Genomic DNA, 18,277 nt, shown 5'->3' with positions numbered 1-18,277 from the left:
TGTCATCCTAGGGACGCCGCGGCCCCGTGCCGGTGCGCCTCGATACGCGGCGATCATGATGCGAAACAAAGCAACATGTGGTTAACGCGCCGTCACCTGCTTCGCGTCGCCGCGATCGGAAGTCTGCACGCGGTCGGCACCGGGGTCCGGGCCGCCACGCTGCCGCCGCTTCCTGCCGGCCGCATCGCCCTCGCGGGCTTCGATGTGGTGAGCTACTTCCTCGACGGCCCGGAGCCGGGCCGGCCGGCCCACGAGCTGTCCTGGTCGGGACGGACGTGGCGCTTCGCGCGGGCGGGGAACCGGGAGGCGTTCCGGGCCGCGCCCGCCGTCTATGCCCCCCGGCTGGGGGGATTCGACCCGGTCGGCGTCGCCGCCGGGCGCCTCGTCGATACCGATCCGCTCGTGTATGCCCGCCTGCCGGGTCCGGACGGAACCGAGCGGCTCTACCTGTTCCGCACCGACGAGCACCGCCTGCGCGTCGTCGCGGATCCGCGCCTCGCCGCGGAGGCGGAGGCGCGCTGGCCGAGCCTGCGGGACCAGATCGACACGGACTTCCCGGACTGAAGGCCCGCTCCGGTCAGACGCGGCCCTCGCCCTGCGGCGCGTGCCGGTCCGGGCCGCGCCCGGCCGGGCTGCGCTCGGGCAGCACGAGATTGTCCGCGTAGCTCGCGTCGCCCAGGGCCGCGAAGGGGCCGTTGCGGTAGCTGCGGGTGTAGTGCCCGTAGGTCATGGGCCGGCCGGCGGGGGCGACGACGCAACCGCCCGCGACCGTGAGGATGTGGTCGCCCGCCGCCGTGTCCCACTCCATGGTCGGCCCGCAGCGGACGTAGATGTCGGCCTCGCCGGAGGCGATGAGGCAGAATTTCAGGGCGGACGCGGCCGAGCGGGTCGCCCCGAGCCGAAGGGCGCCGAGGCAGGCCTCCGTCTCGCTGTCCCCGTGCCGGTTGCTGCGCAGGGCGAGAAGGCCCTGGTCCGGCCGCGGCCGGACCGCGATCGGCTGCCGCTCGCCGAGATGCCCATCGCGGATCTCCGCCCCGAACGCGTGCGCGCCGGCGCCCCAGACCCGGCGCAGGCCGGGCGCGGCGAGGGCGGCGGCGATCGGCCGGTCGCCCGCGACCAGCCCGATATTGACGCTGTACTCGGCATTGCCGGCGAGGAAGTCGCGGGTTCCGTCGAGAGGGTCGACCAGGAAGAACAGCGGTGCCGGCGGATGGTCGTAGGAGGATTCCTCGGCGATCACGGGGATGCCGGGGAAGTGCCGGGCGAGTTCGCCGATGATGAAGGTCTCGGATTCCGCGTCCGCCTGGCTGGCCGGCGAGCCGTCGGGCTTGAGCACGTGCGGACAGTCGCCGCCATGGTGCCGCCTCAGGATTTCGCCCGCCCGGCAGGCGATTTCCATCAGGGTGGCCGCAATACGGTCGCGCGTCGGCGCATCAATCGACATGATAGGGGGCATGATGCCCGCGGCACGGACCCTTGTCGACCCGGATCGCGAGGGGTCCGGGTGCTTTTCAAAGTATCCGGCGCCGTCTATCGGTGCCGTTCAAGACCGGACGCGGCCCAGAAACGCCTGCGCGGAGCGCACCATGACCCCCCTCAATCTCGACGCCCTCGACCTGTCCGCCCTCCTGTGCTCACGCGTCTGCCACGACGTGATCAGCCCCGTGGGAGCCATCGTGAACGGGCTGGAGGTCCTGGAGGACGAGAGCGACACCTCCATGCGGGAATTCGCCCTGGAGCTCATCGCCAAGAGCGCGCGCCAGGCCTCGGCGCGCCTGCAATTCGCCCGCATCGCCTTCGGCGCCGCCGGCTCGGCCGGAGCCTCGATCGACCTCGCCGATGCCGAGAAGGTGTCGCGCGGGATGTTCGCCGACGACAAGACGCAGCTCGCCTGGAGCGCGCCCCAGGCGCTCTACCCGAAGAACAAGGTCAAGCTCCTCCTCAACCTCGTGATGATCGCGCAGAGCGCGATCCCGCGCGGCGGCCTCATTGACGTGGTGGTGCGCGGCGACGGCGAGGCACCGACCCTGACCCTGACCAGCAAGGGCTCGCATGCCCGCATCCCGGCCCATGTCGAGGACATGATCGCCGGCACGCCCGAGAGCGGCACCGTCGACGCGCACGGCATCCTGCCGTTCTATGCCGGCCTCGTCGCCCGCGCCGCGGCCATGGACGTGCGCTTCTCGATCGAGGGCGACACCGTGACCATCGCGGCGACGCCGACCGCCGCCGCGCGGCCGGAGGCGCCCGCAGCGCCGCACGCCGAGCCGGAGGCCGACCGGCCGTCGGATTCCGAGCCGCCGGACACGGCGCTGGCCTGACGCGAACCGAGCTTTCAGCGGCTCATCGGGAGATCGACAAATATTGTGGCGATCTCCCGCTTTGTCCTCGGGGATGAAACCCTTCCCTAACCGGTTCGGGTTCAAGGTCCGTCCTGCACAGACTGTAGTGCGCGTATGGACCGAGTACCTCTCATGGACGACTTGTTGCGTGAGTTCCTGACCGAGAGCGCAGAGCACCTCGACACCGTCGATGCCGAGCTCGTCCGGTTCGAGCAGGACCCAAACAATCAGACGATCCTGCGGAACATCTTCCGCCTCGTCCATACCATCAAGGGCACTTGCGGATTCCTCGGCCTGCCGCGCCTCGAAGCACTGGCCCATGCCGCCGAAACCCTCATGGGCCAGTTCCGCGACGGCATGCCGGTCACCGGCCCCGCGGTCAGCCTCATCCTCGTCACCCTCGACCGCCTCAAGGCGATCCTGGGCGACCTCGAAGCCACCGGCGCCGAGCCGGCCGGCAGCGACGACGATCTCATCGGCGCCCTGGAGGTCATGGCCTCCGCCCCGATCGCACCCGCCGCTCCCGCGCCCGTCGCGGACATCAAGCTGCCCGATCCCGTCGTGCGCGAGCTGAAGCCCGGTGAGGTCAGCCTCGAGGATCTCGAGCGCGCCTTCATGGAGGCCGAGGGCCCCGATCCGTTCGACGTCGTCCCCGCGCCGGAGCCGGTCGCCGCAGCCCCCGAGCCGGTGCGCGAGGCTCCGGCCCCGATGCCCGCGAAGGCCACCGAGACGCCCGCGAAATCCGCCGATGCGCCCGCCGCCCCGGAGGGCGAGGGGGGCGTCGCGAAGGTCCAGACCATCCGCGTCAACGTCGACACCCTTGAACACCTCATGACGATGGTGTCCGAGCTGGTGCTGACCCGCAACCAGCTCCTCGAGATCGCCCGCCGCCACGACGACTCGACCTACAAGGTTCCCCTGCAGCGCCTCAGCCACGTGACGGCCGAGTTGCAGGAAGGCGTCATGAAGACGCGCATGCAGCCCATCGGCAACGCCTGGCAGAAGCTGCCGCGCGTGGTCCGCGACCTGTCCTCGGAACTCGGCAAGCAGATCGAGCTCGTGATGAGCGGCGCCGAGACCGAGCTCGACCGCCAGGTCCTCGAGGTCATCAAGGACCCGCTCACCCACATGGTGCGCAACTCGGCCGATCACGGCATCGAGTCGGCCGCCGACCGCAAGGCGTCCGGCAAGCCGCTGCGCGGCACCATCCGCCTCTCCGCCTATCACGAGGGCGGCACGATCACGATCGAGATCGCCGACGACGGCAAGGGCCTCGATCTCGCCGCCATCCGCCGCAAGGCCGTGGAGCGCAAGGTCGCGAGCCAGGCCGAGGTCGAGCGGATGACCGACGCCCAGGTGGCGAAGTTCATCTTCCATCCGGGCTTCTCCACGGCCGCCGCCATCACCTCGGTCTCCGGCCGCGGCGTCGGCATGGATGTGGTCAAGACGAACATCGAGCTCATCGGCGGTGTCATCGACATCAACACGCAGCTCGGGCGCGGCACCACCTTCACCATCAAGATCCCGCTGACCCTCGCGATCATCGCCGCCCTCATCGTGAAGGCCGGCGAGCAGCGCTTCGCGGTGCCGCAGGTGGCGGTGCTCGAACTGGTGCGCGTCGACAAGGCGACGGCGCAGAAGGTCGAGCGCATCAACGGCTCGCCGGTCCTGCGCCTGCGCGAGCGCCTCCTGCCGATCGTCACCCTCACGGGCGTCCTCGGCCAGGACCAGGCCGCCGACGCCGTGGATTCCGGCTTCGTGGTGGTGGCCCAGGTCGGCCGCCAGCGCTTCGGCATCCTCGTCGACGAGGTCTTCCACACGGAGGAGATCGTCGTGAAGCCGATGTCCTCGAAGCTGCGCCACCTGCCGCTCTTCGCCGGCAACACCATCCTGGGCGACGGCGCCGTGGTGCTCATCGTCGATCCGAACGGCATCGCCCAGCAGGTCAGCCAGGGCTCGCAGTCCGGCGCCATCCCGGTCGAGGCCGAGGCCGAGGAGGTCGAGGCCGCCGATGCCAAGGCGACGCTCCTCGTCTTCAAGGGCGGCGCGGGCAGCTACAAGGCGGTGCCGCTTTCCCTGGTCACCCGCCTCGAGGAGATCGAATCGGCGAAGGTCGAGTGGGTCGGCGGGCGTCCGCTGATCCAGTACCGCGGCCGCCTGATGCCGCTGGTGCCCGCCGATCCGTCGATCGAGATCCGCGCCTCCGGCACCCAGGCCCTCGTGGTGTTCTCCGACGGCGAGCGGGCCATGGGCCTCGTGGTCGACGAGATCGTCGACATCGTCGAGGAACGCCTCGACGTCGAGATCTCGGCGGACCGCTCGGACCTCATCGGTTCCGCCGTCCTGCGCGGCCGCGCCACCGAGATCATCAACATCGCCCACTTCCTGCCGCTCGCCTACGACGACTGGGCGCGCGGTCCCAAGAAGACGGTCAAGAAGAGCTCGACCCTCCTACTCGTCGACGACTCCGCCTTCTTCCGCGAGATGCTGAGCCCGGTCCTGAAGGCCGCCGGCTACAGCGTGATCACCGCCGCCAGCGCCGACGAGGCGGTGGCGGCCCTGCTCTCCAACGGCCGGATCGACGTGGTGGTGTGCGACCTCGAGATGCCGGGCCGCAACGGCTTCGACCTCGTCGGCGCCATGCGCAAGGTCGAGGGCCGCGTCGCCGGACTTCCCGTCATCGGCCTCTCCGGCACCATCGGCGCCGAGGCCATCGAGCGGGCGCGGACCCTCGGCATCGCCGACCTCGTGGCGAAGTTCGACCGCAGCGGCCTGATTTCGGCGCTGGCCGAGCTCGACGTCGCCAGCTTCGCCGCCGCCGCCTGATCGGCCACGCCCCTCCGGAGTCCACGCCCATGATGCAGGCCGCCAACACCAACGCCGCGGAAACCGTCGGCACCCGCGACTTCGTCACCGTCTTCGTCGGCGAGACCATGTTCGGTCTGGCCATCGACCGGGTCCACGACGTCTTCATCCCGGCCGGCGTCACGCCGGTGCCGCTCGCTCCGCCGGAGATCGTCGGGCTCCTCAATCTGCGCGGCCGCGTGGTCACCGCCCTGTGCCTGCGCCGCCGCCTCAGCATGGCGCCCCGCACCGGGGACGGCGCCCAGATGGCGATCGGCCTGGAGCAGGGCGGCGAGACCTTCGCCCTCATCGTCGACGGCGTCGGCGAGGTGCTCAAGCTCGGGGCCGAGACCCACGAGCCGGTGCCGATCAACCTCGATGCCCGCTGGCGCGACCTCACGCTCGGCGTCCACCGCCTCGACGGGCGCCTGCTCGTGATCCTCGACGTCGATGCGCTCCTCGCCTTCGGCACCAACGCCCGCACCGCCGGCGCCGCCTGAACCCCAGCCCAGGAGAAGGGACCGATGAAAACCTGTCTCATCGTCGACGACTCCGCCGTCATCCGGAAGGTGGCGCGCCGCATCTTCGAGACCATGAACTTCGAGGTCGGCGAGGCCGAGGACGGCGAGAAGGCGCTCACCGCCTGCGGCAAGACGATGCCGGACGCGATCCTGCTCGATTGGAACATGCCGACCATGGACGGCTACGACTTCCTGCGGGCGCTGCGAAAGACTCCCGGCGGCGAGAAGCCGAAGGTCCTGTTCTGCACCACGGAGAACGACGTCGGCGCCATCGCCCGCGCCCTGCACGCGGGCGCCGACGAGTACATCATGAAGCCCTTCGACCGCGACATCGTCACGGCGAAGCTGGCCCAGGTCGGCTTCGCCACGGACGCCGACGCAGCCTGACGCGGACACGGACCGGGCACCTCGCCCCGTCCGGCCGAGGTTCCCGATCCGACCGCATTCCCGCGTCGCTTACAGCGTGAAATCCATGATGGCCGCTCCCGCACCGACCTTCGCGTCGACCCATCCCGCCCCGCCGCCCCTGGCGGGGCAGCGGGTCAGGGTCCTGATCGCCGACGATTCGGCCGTGGTGCGCGGACTCGTGGCCCGCTGGATCGGCGAGGCCGGCTACGAGGTCGTCGCGACGGCCGCCAACGGCCGGATCGCCCTGGAGGCGATGTCGCGCCACGACCCCGACGTGATCCTCCTCGACATCGACATGCCGGAACTCGACGGCACCCAGGCCCTGCCGCTGCTGCTCGCCAAGAGCCCCGGCGTCCAGGTCATCATGATGTCGACCCTGACGACCCGCAACGCCGACATCTCCCTGCGCTGCCTCGCCCTCGGCGCCGTCGACTACATCCCCAAGCCCGAGAGCAACCGCGGCGTCACCACGTCGGACGCCTTCCGCACCGACCTGATCGAGCGGGTGCGCCTGTTCGGCTCGGCCCGGGCGCGCAAGCGCGGCGCCTCCGGCGCGCCGGTCCCGATTTCGCCCGGCATGCCGGCGCCCGCGCCGGTCTCGGCCCTGCGGCCGACGGCGCCCCTGGTGCTGCGCCCGAAGGCCCGCAACGGCGTCGCCCCCCGCGTCCTCCTCATCGGTGCCTCCACCGGCGGACCGCGCGCGGTCGGCGAGGTCCTGGAGAAGATCGGCAGCGCCACCCTGCGCCAGTTCCCGGTCCTCATCGTGCAGCACATGCCCCCGGTCTTCACGGCCGTGTTCGCCGAGCATCTCGGCGTCCGCACCGGATTGCCGGCGGCGGAAGGCAAGGCCGACGAGCGCCTGCAGCCGGGCCGGATCTATGTCGCCCCCGGCGGGCGCCACATGGGCCTCGCCGGGTCGCGCCAGGACGTGACCATCCGCCTGCACGACGGCCCGGTGGTGAATTTCTGCCGTCCCGCCGTCGACGTGCTGTTCCTGGATGCCGCCGCGATCTTCGGCGCCGCCTCCCTGGCCGTGGTGCTCACCGGCATGGGCTCGGACGGGACCGGCGGCGCCCGCGCCCTCACCGAGGCCGGCGCCGCGGTGCTCGCCCAGGACGAGGCGACCAGCACGGTCTGGGGCATGCCCGGCAGCATCGCCAAGGCGGGGCTCGCCCAGGCGATCCTTCCGCTCGGCGAGATCGGCCCGGCGTTGCGCAATCTTCTGACGGGACAAGGCGCATGACCGACGTCGAATTCGATTTCCTGCGCGCCTACCTCAAGACCCGCTCCGGCCTCGCCCTCAGCGGGGAGAAGCGCTACCTGGTGGAGAGCCGCCTCGGCCCGGTCTGCCGACGCTTCAACCTCGCCGATCTCGGCGCGCTCGTGAACGCCCTCAAGGGCGGCCGCGACCTCGCCATGGAGAAGGCGGTGGTGGAGGCGATGACCACCAACGAGACGTTCTTCTTCCGCGACCGCACGCCCTTCGACCTGTTCCGCGACGTGCTGCTGCCGGAGGCCCTGGCCCGCCGGGCCGCCCAGCGCCGCCTGCGGATCTGGTGTGCCGCCGCCTCGACCGGCCAGGAACCCTATTCCCTGGCGATGATGCTGCAGGACGCCGCCCCCCGCCTCGCGGGCTGGACCGTCGACCTCATCGGGACCGACCTCTCGACCGAGGTCCTGGATAAGGCCAAGGCCGGGCTCTACAGCCATTTCGAGGTGCAGCGCGGCCTGCCGGTGCAGTCGCTGATCAAGCATTTCGAGCAGGTCGGCGAACAGTGGCGCATCTCCGCCACACTCCGGCAGATGGTGGATTACCGTCCCCTCAACCTGCTGCAGTCCTTCGACGGCCTCGGCACCTTCGACATCATCTATTGCCGCAACGTGCTGATCTATTTCGACGCCCCGACGAAGGGCGACGTGCTGTCCCGCCTGAGCAACAGCCTGGCGGCCGACGGCGCGCTCCTGCTCGGCGCCGCCGAGACCGTGATCGGCCTGACCGAGAAGCTCGTGCCGAACACCAAGCACCGGGGCCTGTACAACCAGGCCGGCGCGGCGTCCCTGCCGCAGGGCCGGACGGCACCGATGCTCGCCCCCGCCGCCGGCGCTCCGGCCTTTCGCCGGGCCGTGGGCCTCTGAACGCGAATCGAGGCGGGGCCGGATGAGCGTGGCGCGGGCGCGAGCCCGCGCCCTTCGCGTTCGAGGGCGGGCATCCCCCGGAGGGGGAGGGGACGGCGGCGACGCGGACGGACGGGACGAACAAAAAAGGCCCCGCTCGCGCGGGGCCGTTTCGTCGTCCGACCGGTGGATCAGACGGCGATCCGCTCTTCGCCCTCGTTGGGCTCGCGCAGCACGTAGCCGCGGCCCCAGACGGTCTCGATGTAGTTCTTGCCGGAGGAGGCGTTGGCGAGCTTCTTGCGCAGCTTGCAGATGAAGACGTCGATGATCTTCAGCTCGGGCTCGTCCATGCCGCCGTAGAGATGGTTGAGGAACATCTCCTTGGTGAGCGTCGTGCCCTTCCGGAGCGAGAGGAGTTCCAGCATCTGGTACTCCTTGCCGGTCAGGTGCACGCGGCTTCCGGAGACCTCGACGGTCTTCTGGTCGAGGTTCACGATCAGGTCGCCGGTGGTGATCACCGACTGGGCGTGACCCTTCGAGCGGCGGACGATCGCGTGGATGCGGGCGACGAGCTCGTCCTTGTGGAAGGGCTTGGTGAGGTAGTCGTCGGCGCCGAAGCCGAGGCCCTTCACCTTGTCCTCGATGCCGGCCATGCCGGAGAGGATCAGGATCGGGGTCTTCACCTTGGCGACGCGGAGGTTCCGCAGCACCTCGTAGCCCGACATGTCGGGCAGGTTCAGGTCGAGCAGGATGATGTCGTAATCATACAGCTTGCCGAGGTCGATCCCTTCCTCACCGAGGTCGGTGGTGTAGGTGTTGAAGCTCTCGGACTTGAGCATCAGTTCGATGCTCTGCGCGGTTGCGCTGTCGTCCTCGATCAGAAGTACCCGCATCGTCGGTCCCCAGCCCAGCCGGCCGTGTGCAGCGTACGGGCAAGCCCCCGCTGTTCGTTCGCCACCGGCCCGTGGCGAACGCTCCCTCGTCAATGACGTGAAACGCTATTCGTTAATCGTTAACAAACCCTGATTCACAGACGCAAGCACGCAATTGAAACGGAGGTCCGGCCACGCTTCGAACCGTTGACGATCTGTTCTCGTTCGATCGTCCTCGGGCTTCCGACGAAACCTTCGCATGTCCTCTCAAGTGCCTTGTCCGCAAGGACTTGTCGCGTGCTGTCTCTCCGGTACAACGGCATCGAAATGTCGCCGACCCGACAGAAGTTTTTTACGTCCCGGCCTGGACCGGCGGCGCGCTACAAGCCCGATGCACACAGTGTTAAGGAGGGAGGTAAACGAATGGTTGAGAGAACCGCCGATGACGGACCGCGACCCTAACGGCGGGCGCTTGCGTCTGGCTGACGCGCGCCGCGCCGTCGACGCCGTCCAGGTCCTGGAGACCTACGGGCGGGTGGTGGCGATTCGCGGGCTGCTCATCGAGGTGGCGGGTCCCGTGGCGGCGATGCGCCTCGGCGGCCGCCTCGACATCGCCGTGGAGAACGGCCTCGGGGCGGTGCCCTGCGAGATCATCGGCTTCCAGGGCGACCGGGCGCTCGCCATGCCGTTCGGCTCGCTGGAGGGGGTCCGGCGCGGCTGCCCGGCGATGGTGCGGGACGAGGCCGCGGGCGCCGTGCGCCCCTCCGCCGCCTGGCTCGGGCGGACCATCGACGCCCTCGGCCGGCCGATCGACGGCCTCGGGCCGCTGCCCCCCGGGCCGGCGATCTATCCCCTGCGGGCCGATCCGCCTCCGGCCCATGCCCGCCAGCGGGTCGGGCCGCCCCTCGACCTCGGCATCCGCTGCATCAACACCTTCCTGACGATGTGCGCCGGCCAGCGCATGGGCATCTTCGCCGGCTCGGGCGTCGGCAAGTCGGTGCTGCTCTCGATGCTCGCCCGCTACACCGCCGCCGACGTGGCGGTGATCGGCCTCGTCGGCGAGCGCGGCCGCGAGGTGCAGGAATTCCTGCAGGACGACCTCGGTCCCGCGGGCCTCGCCCGCTCGGTGGTGGTGGTGGCCACCTCCGACGAGCCGGCCCTGATGCGCCGCAACGCCGCCTACGTCACCCTGGCGATGGCGGAGTACTTCCGCGACCAGGGCGCCCAGGTCCTGTGCATGATCGATTCGATCACCCGCTTCGCCATGGCCCAGCGCGACATCGGCCTCGCGGCCGGCGAGCCGCCCACCGCCAAGGGCTACACCCCGACCGTCTTCAGCGAGCTGCCGCGCCTGCTCGAGCGCGCCGGGCCCGGGACGGGGCAGGGGGCGATCTCCGGCCTGTTCACCGTCCTGGTCGAGGGCGACGACCACAACGAGCCCGTGGCCGACGCGGTCCGCGGCATCCTCGACGGACACATCGTCATGGAGCGGGGCATCGCGGAGCGCGGACGCTACCCGGCGATCAACGTCCTGCGCTCGGTGTCCCGCACCATGCCGCGGGCCTGCGACCCGGAGCACCTGCCCACCGTCCGGCGCGCCCGCCGCCTGCTCTCGACCTACGCCGACATGGAGGAGCTGATCCGGCTCGGCGCCTATCGGGCCGGCGCCTCGCCCGAAGTGGACGAGGCGATCGCGCTGATGCCCGAAATGGAGGCTTTTCTGGGTCAGGGTAAGGAAGAAGCAACTTCGATCGGCGAGGGTTACCGTCGCCTGGCAGAGATCGTCGTCGCCCCGTGAGGGGACGCCCCGACCCCATCTCCCGATGCCGGGCCCGGAGCGCGGCCCGTCGCGCACCGGCGAGCCGTGCGTTGCGTGGAGTGAGACCGCCCATGAAATCCCGTGACACGTTGATCCGGCTGCGACGCTTCCAGGTCGACGAGAAGCGTCGGCGCGTGACCCAGATCGAGATGATGAAGGCGGACTTCACCCGCATGGCGATGGAGCTCGACCGCGAGGTCGCCCATGAGGAGAGCCGCGCCGGCATCTCCGATCCCGCACACTTCGCCTACCCGACCTACGCGCGGGCGGCCGCCACCCGCCGGGACAACATGCGCCAGTCGGCCGCCGCCCTCGAGGGGCAGCTCGCCGAGGCCAAGGCCGAGCTCGGCGAGGCCTTCGAGGACCTGAAGAAGATCGAGATCCTGGACGACCGCGAGCGCACCGCCGAGCGCGTCGCCGAGGCGGCCCGGGACCAGGCCGCCATGGACGGGATCGGCCTCTCGCGCATCCGGGCCTGACCGCGCCCCGCGTGCCGGCCCCGGGGGAGGCCGGCACGAAACCGTCATGATCCCGTGGGAAGAGCCGTTCCTGCCGGGGCCGTGCGGAACCTTGCTTGCGATGCCGTGCGGCGTCGTGCAGGGAGGGCTCCGGAGAAGGGGCTCGTCCAGACCACAATGAAGAAGATCAGCGATTTCATCTGGCCGATCATCGGCCTCGCCGCCGTGATCGGTTCGGGCTACCTGCTCTACAAGGAGCTGGCGGGCATCTCGGTGGCGGAGATCAAGGGCAGCTTCGCCGCGATCCCGGTCCACCGCTTCCTCCTCGCCGCCGTCGCGACCCTCGTCGCCTACGCGGCGCTCGCCTGGTACGACCGGATCGCGCTCCTGCATCTCGGCGTGACCCACATCTCGTGGTTCTTCGTCTCCGTCTGCTCCTTCACCACCTACGCGCTCTCCCACAATATCGGCGCCTCGGTGTTCTCCGGCGCGGTGGTGCGCTACCGCGCCTACACCGCCAAGGGCCTCTCGGCGGCCCAGGTCGCCGTGCTGGTGGCCCTCTGCTCCTTCACCTTCGGCCTCGGGACGATCCTGCTCGGCGGCTTCGTCCTCACCGTCCTGCCCGACACCCTGACGCGCCTGAACGGGTACCTGCCGGCGCTCCTGACCGACCCCGCCACCGCCCGCATCCTCGGCGCCGGCCTGCTCGCCTTCGTGGCCCTCTACGTGGTGGGCTCGCTGCTGCACCTGAAGCCGCTGACGATCCGCAAGTTCAAGCTCGAATACCCCCGCCCGCGCATCATGGGCCGCCAGCTCATCGCCGCGCCGCTGGAACTGCTCGGTGCGGCCGGAATCATCTACTTCGCCCTGCCGGAGGCCGGGAATCCGGGCTTCCTCGTCGTGCTCGCGGTCTTCCTCGCCTCGTTCTCGGCCGCCCTCGTGTCGAACGCGCCGGGCGGCCTCGGCGTGTTCGAACTGGTCTTCGTGGTGGCGATGCCCGACATCGCCCGGCCGTCGGTGATCGCCGCCCTGCTCGTCTTCCGGCTGTTCTACTTCTGGATCCCGTTCCTGATTTCGGTGGTGGTGGTGCTCCTCTACGAGCGCAACCGCCTCGCCTCGGCCCTGCGCGATACGCCCCGCGACCCGTCGGCGCCGGAGCCCCCCCTCACGGCGCCGGGCCTCGACGCGCACGCCATCGAGCGCCGCATGGAGAAGAAGCCGGTCTGATCGCCTCAGACCGAGCCGACGGTCCGGAGCCGGGCGCGGGGATGGATCTCCGCCTGGCTCATCACCGGGGTCTCGCGGCGGAAGCGCTCGATGATCGAGCGCACGAAGGGCCGGGCCTGGACCGAGGTCACCAGCACCGGCATCTCGCCCATGCGGGCGGCGGTCTCGAAGCGGTCGCGGACCGTGTTGACGAATTCCGAGAGCTTGGAGGGCTGCATCGCCAGGTAGCGCTCGTCGCGCTCGCCCGCGATCGATTCGAGGAAGGCCTGCTCCCAGGCCGGCGACAGGGTGATGATCGGCAGCATGCCGTCGGGGCCCTGGTACTGGGCGCAGATCTGGCGCCCGAGGCGCGCGCGCACATGCTCGACGATGTCGCGCGGGTTCTTCACGTGGCCGGCCACCTCGGCGATGCCCTCGATGATCGCCCCGAGATCGCGGATCGAGACCCGCTCGGCCAGCAGGAACTGCAGCACCCGCTGGATGCCGGTGGTGCCGATCTGGCTCGGCATGACCTCCTTGAGGAGCTCGGCATGGTCCTTCGAGACCTCGCGCAGGAGCTTCTGGACCTCGACATGGTTCAGGAGTTCGGAGACGTGGGCCTTGATGATCTCGGTGAGGTGCGTCGACACGACGGTGGCGGCGTCCACCACCGTGTAGCCCTTGAGCTGGGCCTGGTCGCGCAGCGAGGCGTCGATCCAGGTGGCGGGCAGGCCGAAGGTCGGCTCCAGCATGTGCTGCCCGGGCAGCTGCACCTGTCCGCCCATCGGGTCCATGGCCATGAACTGGCCGGGGAAGATCTGGCCGGTGCCGGCCTCGATCTCCTTGACGCGCACCACGTAGGCGTTGGCGTCGAGCTGGACGTTGTCGAGGATGCGCACCGAGGGCATGACGAAGCCGAGATCCGCCGCGAGCTGGCGGCGCAGGGCTTTGATCTGGTCCGTCAGCCGGTCCTGGCCCTCGGGTCCGTTCACGAGGGCGAGCAGGGCGTAGCCCATCTCCAGCTTGAGGTCGTCGAGCTTGAGGAGGTCCGTGACGGTCTCCTCCTTGGCGGCCGCGGCGGCGGCGACGGCGGTGGCATCCATCGGGGTGCCGTCGGCATCCAGCGGCGGCGCGTTGCGGGCGATCCTGGCGAAGTGCCAGGCGGCGTAGCCGGAGGCGCCGGCGAGCGCCAGGAACGGCAGCATCGGCATGCCGGGCAGGAGGGCGATCAGCACCATGACGCCCGACGACATGCCCAGCGCCTTCGGGTAGTTCGCGAGCTGCTTGCCCAGCGCCTTGTCGGCCGAGCCCTTCACGCCGGCCTTGGAGACCAAGATGCCGGCCGCCGTGGAGACGATGAGGGCCGGCACCTGGCTCGCCAGACCGTCGCCGATGGTGAGCAGGGTGTAGGACTTGGCCGCCTGCATGAACGGCATGCCCTGCTGGGCCACGCCGATGATGATGCCGCCGATGACGTTGATGAAGGTGATCAGCAGGGCGGCGATGGCGTCCCCGCGGACGAACTTCGAGGCACCGTCCATGGCGCCGAAGAAGGAGGATTCCTCCTCCAGGGCGGCGCGGCGGGCCTTGGCCACCTTCTCGTCGATGAGCCCCGCCGAGAGGTCGGCGTCGATGGCCATCTGCTTGCCGGGCATCGCGTCGAGGGTGAAGCGGGCCGCCACCTCGGCGATGCGGCCCGAGCCCTTGGTGATGACGACGAAGTTCACGATGATCAGGATCGCGAAGACGATGATCCCGATGACGAAGTTGCCGCCCATCACGAAGTTGCCGAAGGCCTCGATGACGTGGCCGGCCGCCGCCGTGCCCTCGTGCCCGTGGCCGAGGATGAGGCGGGTGGAGGCGAGGTTGAGGGCGAGCCGCAGCAGGGTCGCCACGAGGAGCAGGGTCGGGAAGACCGTGAACTCGAGCGGATTGTCGATGAACAGCCCGGTCATCATGATCAGCACCGAGATGATGATCGAGACCGCGAGCAGCAGGTCGAGCAGGAAGGCCGGCAGCGGGAAGATGAGCACCGTGAGGATGCCCATCACGGCGGTGGCGAAGAACAGGTCGGTGCGCTTCGACAGCGCGCTCAGGTTCGCCCGGTTCGGGATCGCGAAGCTCGCGAACTGTGCGAGGCTCCCGCTGGAGCCCCCCGCCGGAGCCGGCGCGGCGGCGGCCGTCTCGCTCATCGTTACCCTCACTGCTCCCGAGGGTCGGGAGCCCGGCAAGATTTGCCGGGTTCAGGGTTAGCGAAGGGTTAATGTCCCGCCGATCGCCGCCGGCCCGGAGGTCCGGCGCGCCAGGCCAGGTATCACGTCAGGTGTCAGACCAGGTGTCACGCCAGGTACTTGCGGGTGACCACCGCCAGGGCGAACGCCATCGCGGCGCCGCCGGAGATCAGGCAGATCATGAGCAGGCGGCGGGGCTGCTGCGAGGATTCGGGCTTCACCGGCTGGACGATCATGCTGAAGAACTCGATCTGGCGCTCCGCGATGATGCGCGCGCGCTCGTTCGAGGCCAACACCTTGGCGAAGTACTTCTCGGCGTCGGTCCGCTCGGTGTCGAAGGCCTCGAACCGGGTCAGCGCGTTGGCCAGGATGCGCCGCTGCTCCGGATCCTCGCTCGCCGACTGGCGCTCGATCCGGGCGATGTTGTCGTCGAGGTCCTTGAGCTGGGCCTTCATGTCCTGGATGCGCCGGGTCTCCGGCGAGAGGTCGCGCTGCCCCTGGATGAGCTGGACCGCCAGGTTGATGCGCGCGGTCCTGAGTTCGCCCAGCACCTTCAGGTTGCTCTCGTTGGTCTTCTGGGCGTCGAGGACGCCGTCGCGATTGCGCAGGGCGGCGACCTCGGTGCGGATCTTCACCATCCGCTCCTCGGCGCGCTTGAGTTCACGCTGGCTCTCGGCCACGGCGTCCTGACGGGCGCGGCCGCTGAGGGCGTTCACCATGCGCTCGCTCTCGGCCAGGATCGCGTTCGAGAGGTCGAGCGCCTCCTGCGGGTCGAAGGCGTTGACGGTCAGCTCGATGATGCCGGAGCCCGCCTCGACCTTGGTGTGGACCCGTTCGTGCCAGTACTTCAACAGCTTCTCGATCGGCTTCTCGGGATCGAAGCGCGAGAGGAAATCGATTCCCGGGCGGGAGAACATCTCCCGCAGGGGATAGGCCTTCTCGATCGCCTCGATCATCGGCCGGCTCGTGATGTAATTCGTCGCGATCAGGCTGTCCTGCGCCACCATCTGACGCATCGGCGTGCCGGAATTGGTGCCGACCTGGTCCGGCGAGGCCTTCTCGACGTTGCCGAGGGCGGGGCGCAGGGCGAAGCGCGCCTCGACCACGAAGCGGTCGGACGCGATGAGGCCGTAATAGGCGACGGCCGCCAGGGTCGGGATCAGGAAGCAGACCACGAACAGAACCGGGATCAGCGCGTCCGTCTTCACGTGGCTCTGGTAGGAGCGGATGCCCTTCTTGCGATCGGCGAAGCGCGAGACCCGCGCGATCTGCTTCAGGGATTCGGCGACCGCATTGGAGCGGTCGGCCGTGGTCAGCGGCTGGCCCTGCGGGTTGCGGATTTCGATGCTCATGCGCCCCGGCATTCCATGTCGTGCGACCCTCCGGACGCGACGCGGTACCCTCTACACCCGCGACGCGGCGAAACCGTGGCCGGCCAACGCGGCTCAGGCGTTGAGGCGGCGATAGACTTCGATGGCGTCGTCGATGTTCTCGTAGACGATCGCGCGCCCGTTGATGATGACGATGCCCTGCTGGCACCAGGTGCGCAGGGTGTCCATCGCGTGGGACACCATGATCACGTCGGCGTTCTCGCGGCGGGCGGCGAAGGCCTCCTCGCAGCGCTTCTGGAAGCGCGCGTCGCCCACCGCCGTCACCTCGTCGATCAGGTAGCAGTCGAACGGGATCGCCATGCTCATCCCGAAGGCGAGGCGCGAGCCCATGCCCGACGAGTAGGTCCGGATCGGCACGTCGAGGTAGCTGCCGAGCTCCGAGAAGTCCTCAACGAACTCCAGCACCTTGCGCGGGTCCTCGCCGTAGATCCGGGCGACGAAGATGATGTTGTCGCGCCCCGTCATGGCCGGGTGGAAGCCGCCGGCGAAGCCCAGCGGCCAGGAGACGCGCGTGCTGCGGATCACGCGCCCCTTCGTGGGCATCTCGGTGCCGGCCAGCAGGCGCAGGGAGGTCGACTTGCCGGCGCCGTTGATCCCGAGGATGCCGTAGCTGACCCCCGGCTTGAGGGTGAACGAGACGCGCTCCAGGATCGTGCGGCGATGGCCGTCCGTCCGGTAGACCTTGGTCACGTTGTCGAAGCGGATCACGGCGGCGAACGGCTCCCGGGGCCTGCGGGCGGCGCGATGCCGCCCCGAGCGCATCGGGCGCAAAAGCGGCGAATCTGAGAACCCGCGAGCCGGCCGTCGACGCGGCGCACCCGAAATCACGACGGAATCGCCAGCTTTGCCGTTCTGAGGCTTGCACGCCGCCGGTGCGGCTTGTACACGACGCCTCCCGGCGCGATCGCGAAGCCCGGCCGCCCCGGCGGCTGCGAGACGCGGTGCCGGGGACCGGAGGGGTGGCCGAGTGGTTGAAGGCGCACGCCTGGAAAGTGTGTATACCGGAAACGGTATCGCGGGTTCGAATCCCGCTCCCTCCGCCAAATATAAACTAACGACATTTTTGTTTTGAAAACATCGACTTGCGGCACCTACCTGGTTGGCTGTCGCCTAACTTAGCCCTCAGGCTGTCCCCCAGCGGCAGCATGTGAAAAGCGCGTTGCGATGGTACGGTGCTCGAGTGCATGCAGCCGGTCGCCAGGGAGCTGAGGGTGGAAGTCGCCGACATCGTTGCGTACATCGGGGCTGCGGCTTGGTTGCCGCAGATCATCGGTTGGGGGGTCAAAGCCTTCTCGAAACCCAAGGTACGCCTGATGCCCGACAGATCACTATCCGTTGGCTTCACCTCTTTCGGCCCAATCTTCAATCTGCACATCGCCTTCGCGTCGGAACGGAAAGACGCCCTACTAGAAGAGCTTTCGGTCCATCTGAGGCACGAGGCAGGCGACACTCGGCGCCTGTCTTGGGTCGGACACGCAGAAGGCTACCAAATTCTAGTAGTGACAACAGTGTGCAGCAAACTGTGAAGAGAGAACTGCCGCCTGTCGCTTTAAAAATAGGTACCGATGCGCTAGTCGAGAAATCGGTCCGATTTCAAGATCAGAATTTCCACGAAAAACATTCTGCAACGATGAGTCTTGCCATCAAGAAATTGTCATACAGCCGCAAATCAGATGTTTTTGCGCCTGTCGAGTTTTTGTCTTCGATAGAGATGCAGGATCTGTATCAAGTCTACGAGGACTTCTTTTGGTGGCGTCCAGGCTCGTACAGCTTGCACTTTTCCATAAAATCACCGAATGGAGCCAAACTTGTCAAGGAATCCTACATTTTTACTTTAAGTCAAGAAGAGGTTTACCGCCTTAAATCCAATCTCGACGTCATCAGGACAGACTCGAAAAATATTGTCATGGCGGGCCAAGAAGATTTTGAGGCGAAAGCAGTGTTTTGGCACTGGAGCGAGCCGAAGATGACGCGACTCGCCTGAGTCCGGCGCTTCGATCGTCTCGTTTTAACGACCGTTTTATGAGAGCAGGGCAAAGACTGAGGGGAAAACGCGAGGCGTTCCCTCGG

The 18,277-nt window shown here is 68.8% G+C and carries 17 protein-coding genes and 1 tRNA gene; 13 read left to right on the top strand and 5 right to left on the bottom strand.

Translation table 11 applies throughout. From position 1 onward, the window contains the following. Positions 1 to 75: 75 nt before the first annotated feature. Positions 76 to 564, top strand: a complete 489-nt coding sequence (locus tag ACLBWX_RS05145) for a YHS domain-containing (seleno)protein (RefSeq protein WP_447675998.1) — start codon at positions 76 to 78, stop codon at positions 562 to 564. Positions 565 to 577: 13 nt separating this feature from the next. On the opposite strand, the gene ACLBWX_RS05140 is transcribed toward ACLBWX_RS05145, so the two are convergent. Next, positions 578 to 1,444 carry a 3'(2'),5'-bisphosphate nucleotidase CysQ family protein gene (locus ACLBWX_RS05140; protein WP_447675997.1) on the bottom strand — a complete coding sequence of 289 codons (867 nt, stop codon included), beginning with the start codon at positions 1,442 to 1,444 and terminating at the stop codon, positions 578 to 580. 142 nt (positions 1,445 to 1,586) lie between these two features. On the opposite strand from ACLBWX_RS05140, the gene chpT reads away from it, so the two are divergent. The 6 genes from chpT (at position 1,587) to ACLBWX_RS05110 (ending at position 8,251) form a co-directional block, all read left to right on the top strand. Further along, on the top strand, positions 1,587 to 2,321 hold the full coding sequence (gene chpT / locus ACLBWX_RS05135) for a histidine phosphotransferase ChpT (protein WP_447675996.1): 735 nt from the start codon (positions 1,587 to 1,589) through the stop codon (positions 2,319 to 2,321). 153 nt (positions 2,322 to 2,474) lie between these two features. Beyond that, complete coding sequence (locus ACLBWX_RS05130) at positions 2,475 to 5,168, top strand: hybrid sensor histidine kinase/response regulator (protein ID WP_447675995.1); 2,694 nt, start codon at positions 2,475 to 2,477, stop codon at positions 5,166 to 5,168. A gap of 32 nt (positions 5,169 to 5,200) precedes the next feature. Beyond that, entirely contained in the window at positions 5,201 to 5,686 is a 486-nt protein-coding gene (locus ACLBWX_RS05125) for a chemotaxis protein CheW (RefSeq protein WP_447676061.1), read from the top strand. A 24-nt stretch (positions 5,687 to 5,710) separates the two neighbouring features. Continuing rightward, positions 5,711 to 6,094, top strand: a complete 384-nt coding sequence (locus ACLBWX_RS05120) for a response regulator (RefSeq protein WP_447675994.1) — start codon at positions 5,711 to 5,713, stop codon at positions 6,092 to 6,094. Between the two features lie 85 nt (positions 6,095 to 6,179). Then, the gene (locus tag ACLBWX_RS05115; protein WP_447675993.1) at positions 6,180 to 7,358 is read left to right on the top strand and encodes a protein-glutamate methylesterase/protein-glutamine glutaminase; all 1,179 of its coding nucleotides are present in this window, start codon (positions 6,180 to 6,182) and stop codon (positions 7,356 to 7,358) included. Continuing rightward, positions 7,355 to 8,251, top strand: a complete 897-nt coding sequence (locus tag ACLBWX_RS05110) for a CheR family methyltransferase (protein WP_447675992.1) — start codon at positions 7,355 to 7,357, stop codon at positions 8,249 to 8,251. The genes ACLBWX_RS05115 and ACLBWX_RS05110 overlap by 4 nt, the downstream gene beginning before the upstream one ends. A gap of 170 nt (positions 8,252 to 8,421) precedes the next feature. On the opposite strand, the gene ctrA is transcribed toward ACLBWX_RS05110, so the two are convergent. Continuing rightward, on the bottom strand, positions 8,422 to 9,123 hold the full coding sequence (gene ctrA, locus ACLBWX_RS05105) for a response regulator transcription factor CtrA (protein ID WP_019903129.1): 702 nt from the start codon (positions 9,121 to 9,123) through the stop codon (positions 8,422 to 8,424). Positions 9,124 to 9,544: 421 nt separating this feature from the next. Here ctrA and fliI point away from each other — a divergent pair, with 421 nt between their 5' ends. The 3 genes from fliI to ACLBWX_RS05090 all read left to right on the top strand — a co-directional run bounded on the left by fliI (position 9,545) and on the right by ACLBWX_RS05090 (position 12,606). Then, on the top strand, positions 9,545 to 10,900 hold the full coding sequence (gene fliI, locus ACLBWX_RS05100; protein WP_447675991.1) for a flagellar protein export ATPase FliI: 1,356 nt from the start codon (positions 9,545 to 9,547) through the stop codon (positions 10,898 to 10,900). 92 nt (positions 10,901 to 10,992) lie between these two features. Beyond that, on the top strand, positions 10,993 to 11,400 hold the full coding sequence (gene fliJ, locus ACLBWX_RS05095; protein ID WP_056473471.1) for a flagellar export protein FliJ: 408 nt from the start codon (positions 10,993 to 10,995) through the stop codon (positions 11,398 to 11,400). A 156-nt stretch (positions 11,401 to 11,556) separates the two neighbouring features. Then, complete coding sequence (locus tag ACLBWX_RS05090) at positions 11,557 to 12,606, top strand: lysylphosphatidylglycerol synthase domain-containing protein (RefSeq protein ID WP_447675990.1); 1,050 nt, start codon at positions 11,557 to 11,559, stop codon at positions 12,604 to 12,606. Between the two features lie 5 nt (positions 12,607 to 12,611). Here ACLBWX_RS05090 and flhA read toward each other — a convergent pair whose 3' ends face one another. From flhA to ACLBWX_RS05075, 3 genes are all read right to left on the bottom strand, one after another. Beyond that, positions 12,612 to 14,777 carry a flagellar biosynthesis protein FlhA gene (flhA, locus tag ACLBWX_RS05085; RefSeq protein WP_447675989.1) on the bottom strand — a complete coding sequence of 722 codons (2,166 nt, stop codon included), beginning with the start codon at positions 14,775 to 14,777 and terminating at the stop codon, positions 12,612 to 12,614. 146 nt (positions 14,778 to 14,923) lie between these two features. Next, complete coding sequence (locus ACLBWX_RS05080) at positions 14,924 to 16,168, bottom strand: capsule biosynthesis protein (protein ID WP_447675988.1); 1,245 nt, start codon at positions 16,166 to 16,168, stop codon at positions 14,924 to 14,926. 93 nt (positions 16,169 to 16,261) lie between these two features. Further along, positions 16,262 to 16,915 carry an ABC transporter ATP-binding protein gene (locus ACLBWX_RS05075; protein ID WP_056473478.1) on the bottom strand — a complete coding sequence of 218 codons (654 nt, stop codon included), beginning with the start codon at positions 16,913 to 16,915 and terminating at the stop codon, positions 16,262 to 16,264. 245 nt (positions 16,916 to 17,160) lie between these two features. On the opposite strand from ACLBWX_RS05075, the gene ACLBWX_RS05070 reads away from it, so the two are divergent. The 3 genes from ACLBWX_RS05070 to ACLBWX_RS05060 all read left to right on the top strand — a co-directional run bounded on the left by ACLBWX_RS05070 (position 17,161) and on the right by ACLBWX_RS05060 (position 18,191). Beyond that, a tRNA-Ser gene (locus ACLBWX_RS05070) sits at positions 17,161 to 17,250 on the top strand. A gap of 168 nt (positions 17,251 to 17,418) precedes the next feature. Beyond that, the gene (locus tag ACLBWX_RS05065; RefSeq protein ID WP_447675987.1) at positions 17,419 to 17,733 is read left to right on the top strand and encodes a hypothetical protein; all 315 of its coding nucleotides are present in this window, start codon (positions 17,419 to 17,421) and stop codon (positions 17,731 to 17,733) included. Beyond that, positions 17,718 to 18,191, top strand: a complete 474-nt coding sequence (locus ACLBWX_RS05060; protein ID WP_447675986.1) for a hypothetical protein — start codon at positions 17,718 to 17,720, stop codon at positions 18,189 to 18,191. The genes ACLBWX_RS05065 and ACLBWX_RS05060 overlap by 16 nt, the downstream gene beginning before the upstream one ends. Positions 18,192 to 18,277 lie beyond the last annotated feature (86 nt).

The sequence above is a fragment of the Methylobacterium sp. M6A4_1b genome, assembly GCF_053345175.1.
The sequence above is the reverse complement of the archived record's forward strand: the minus strand, read 5'-3'. Positions and strand labels throughout refer to the sequence as shown.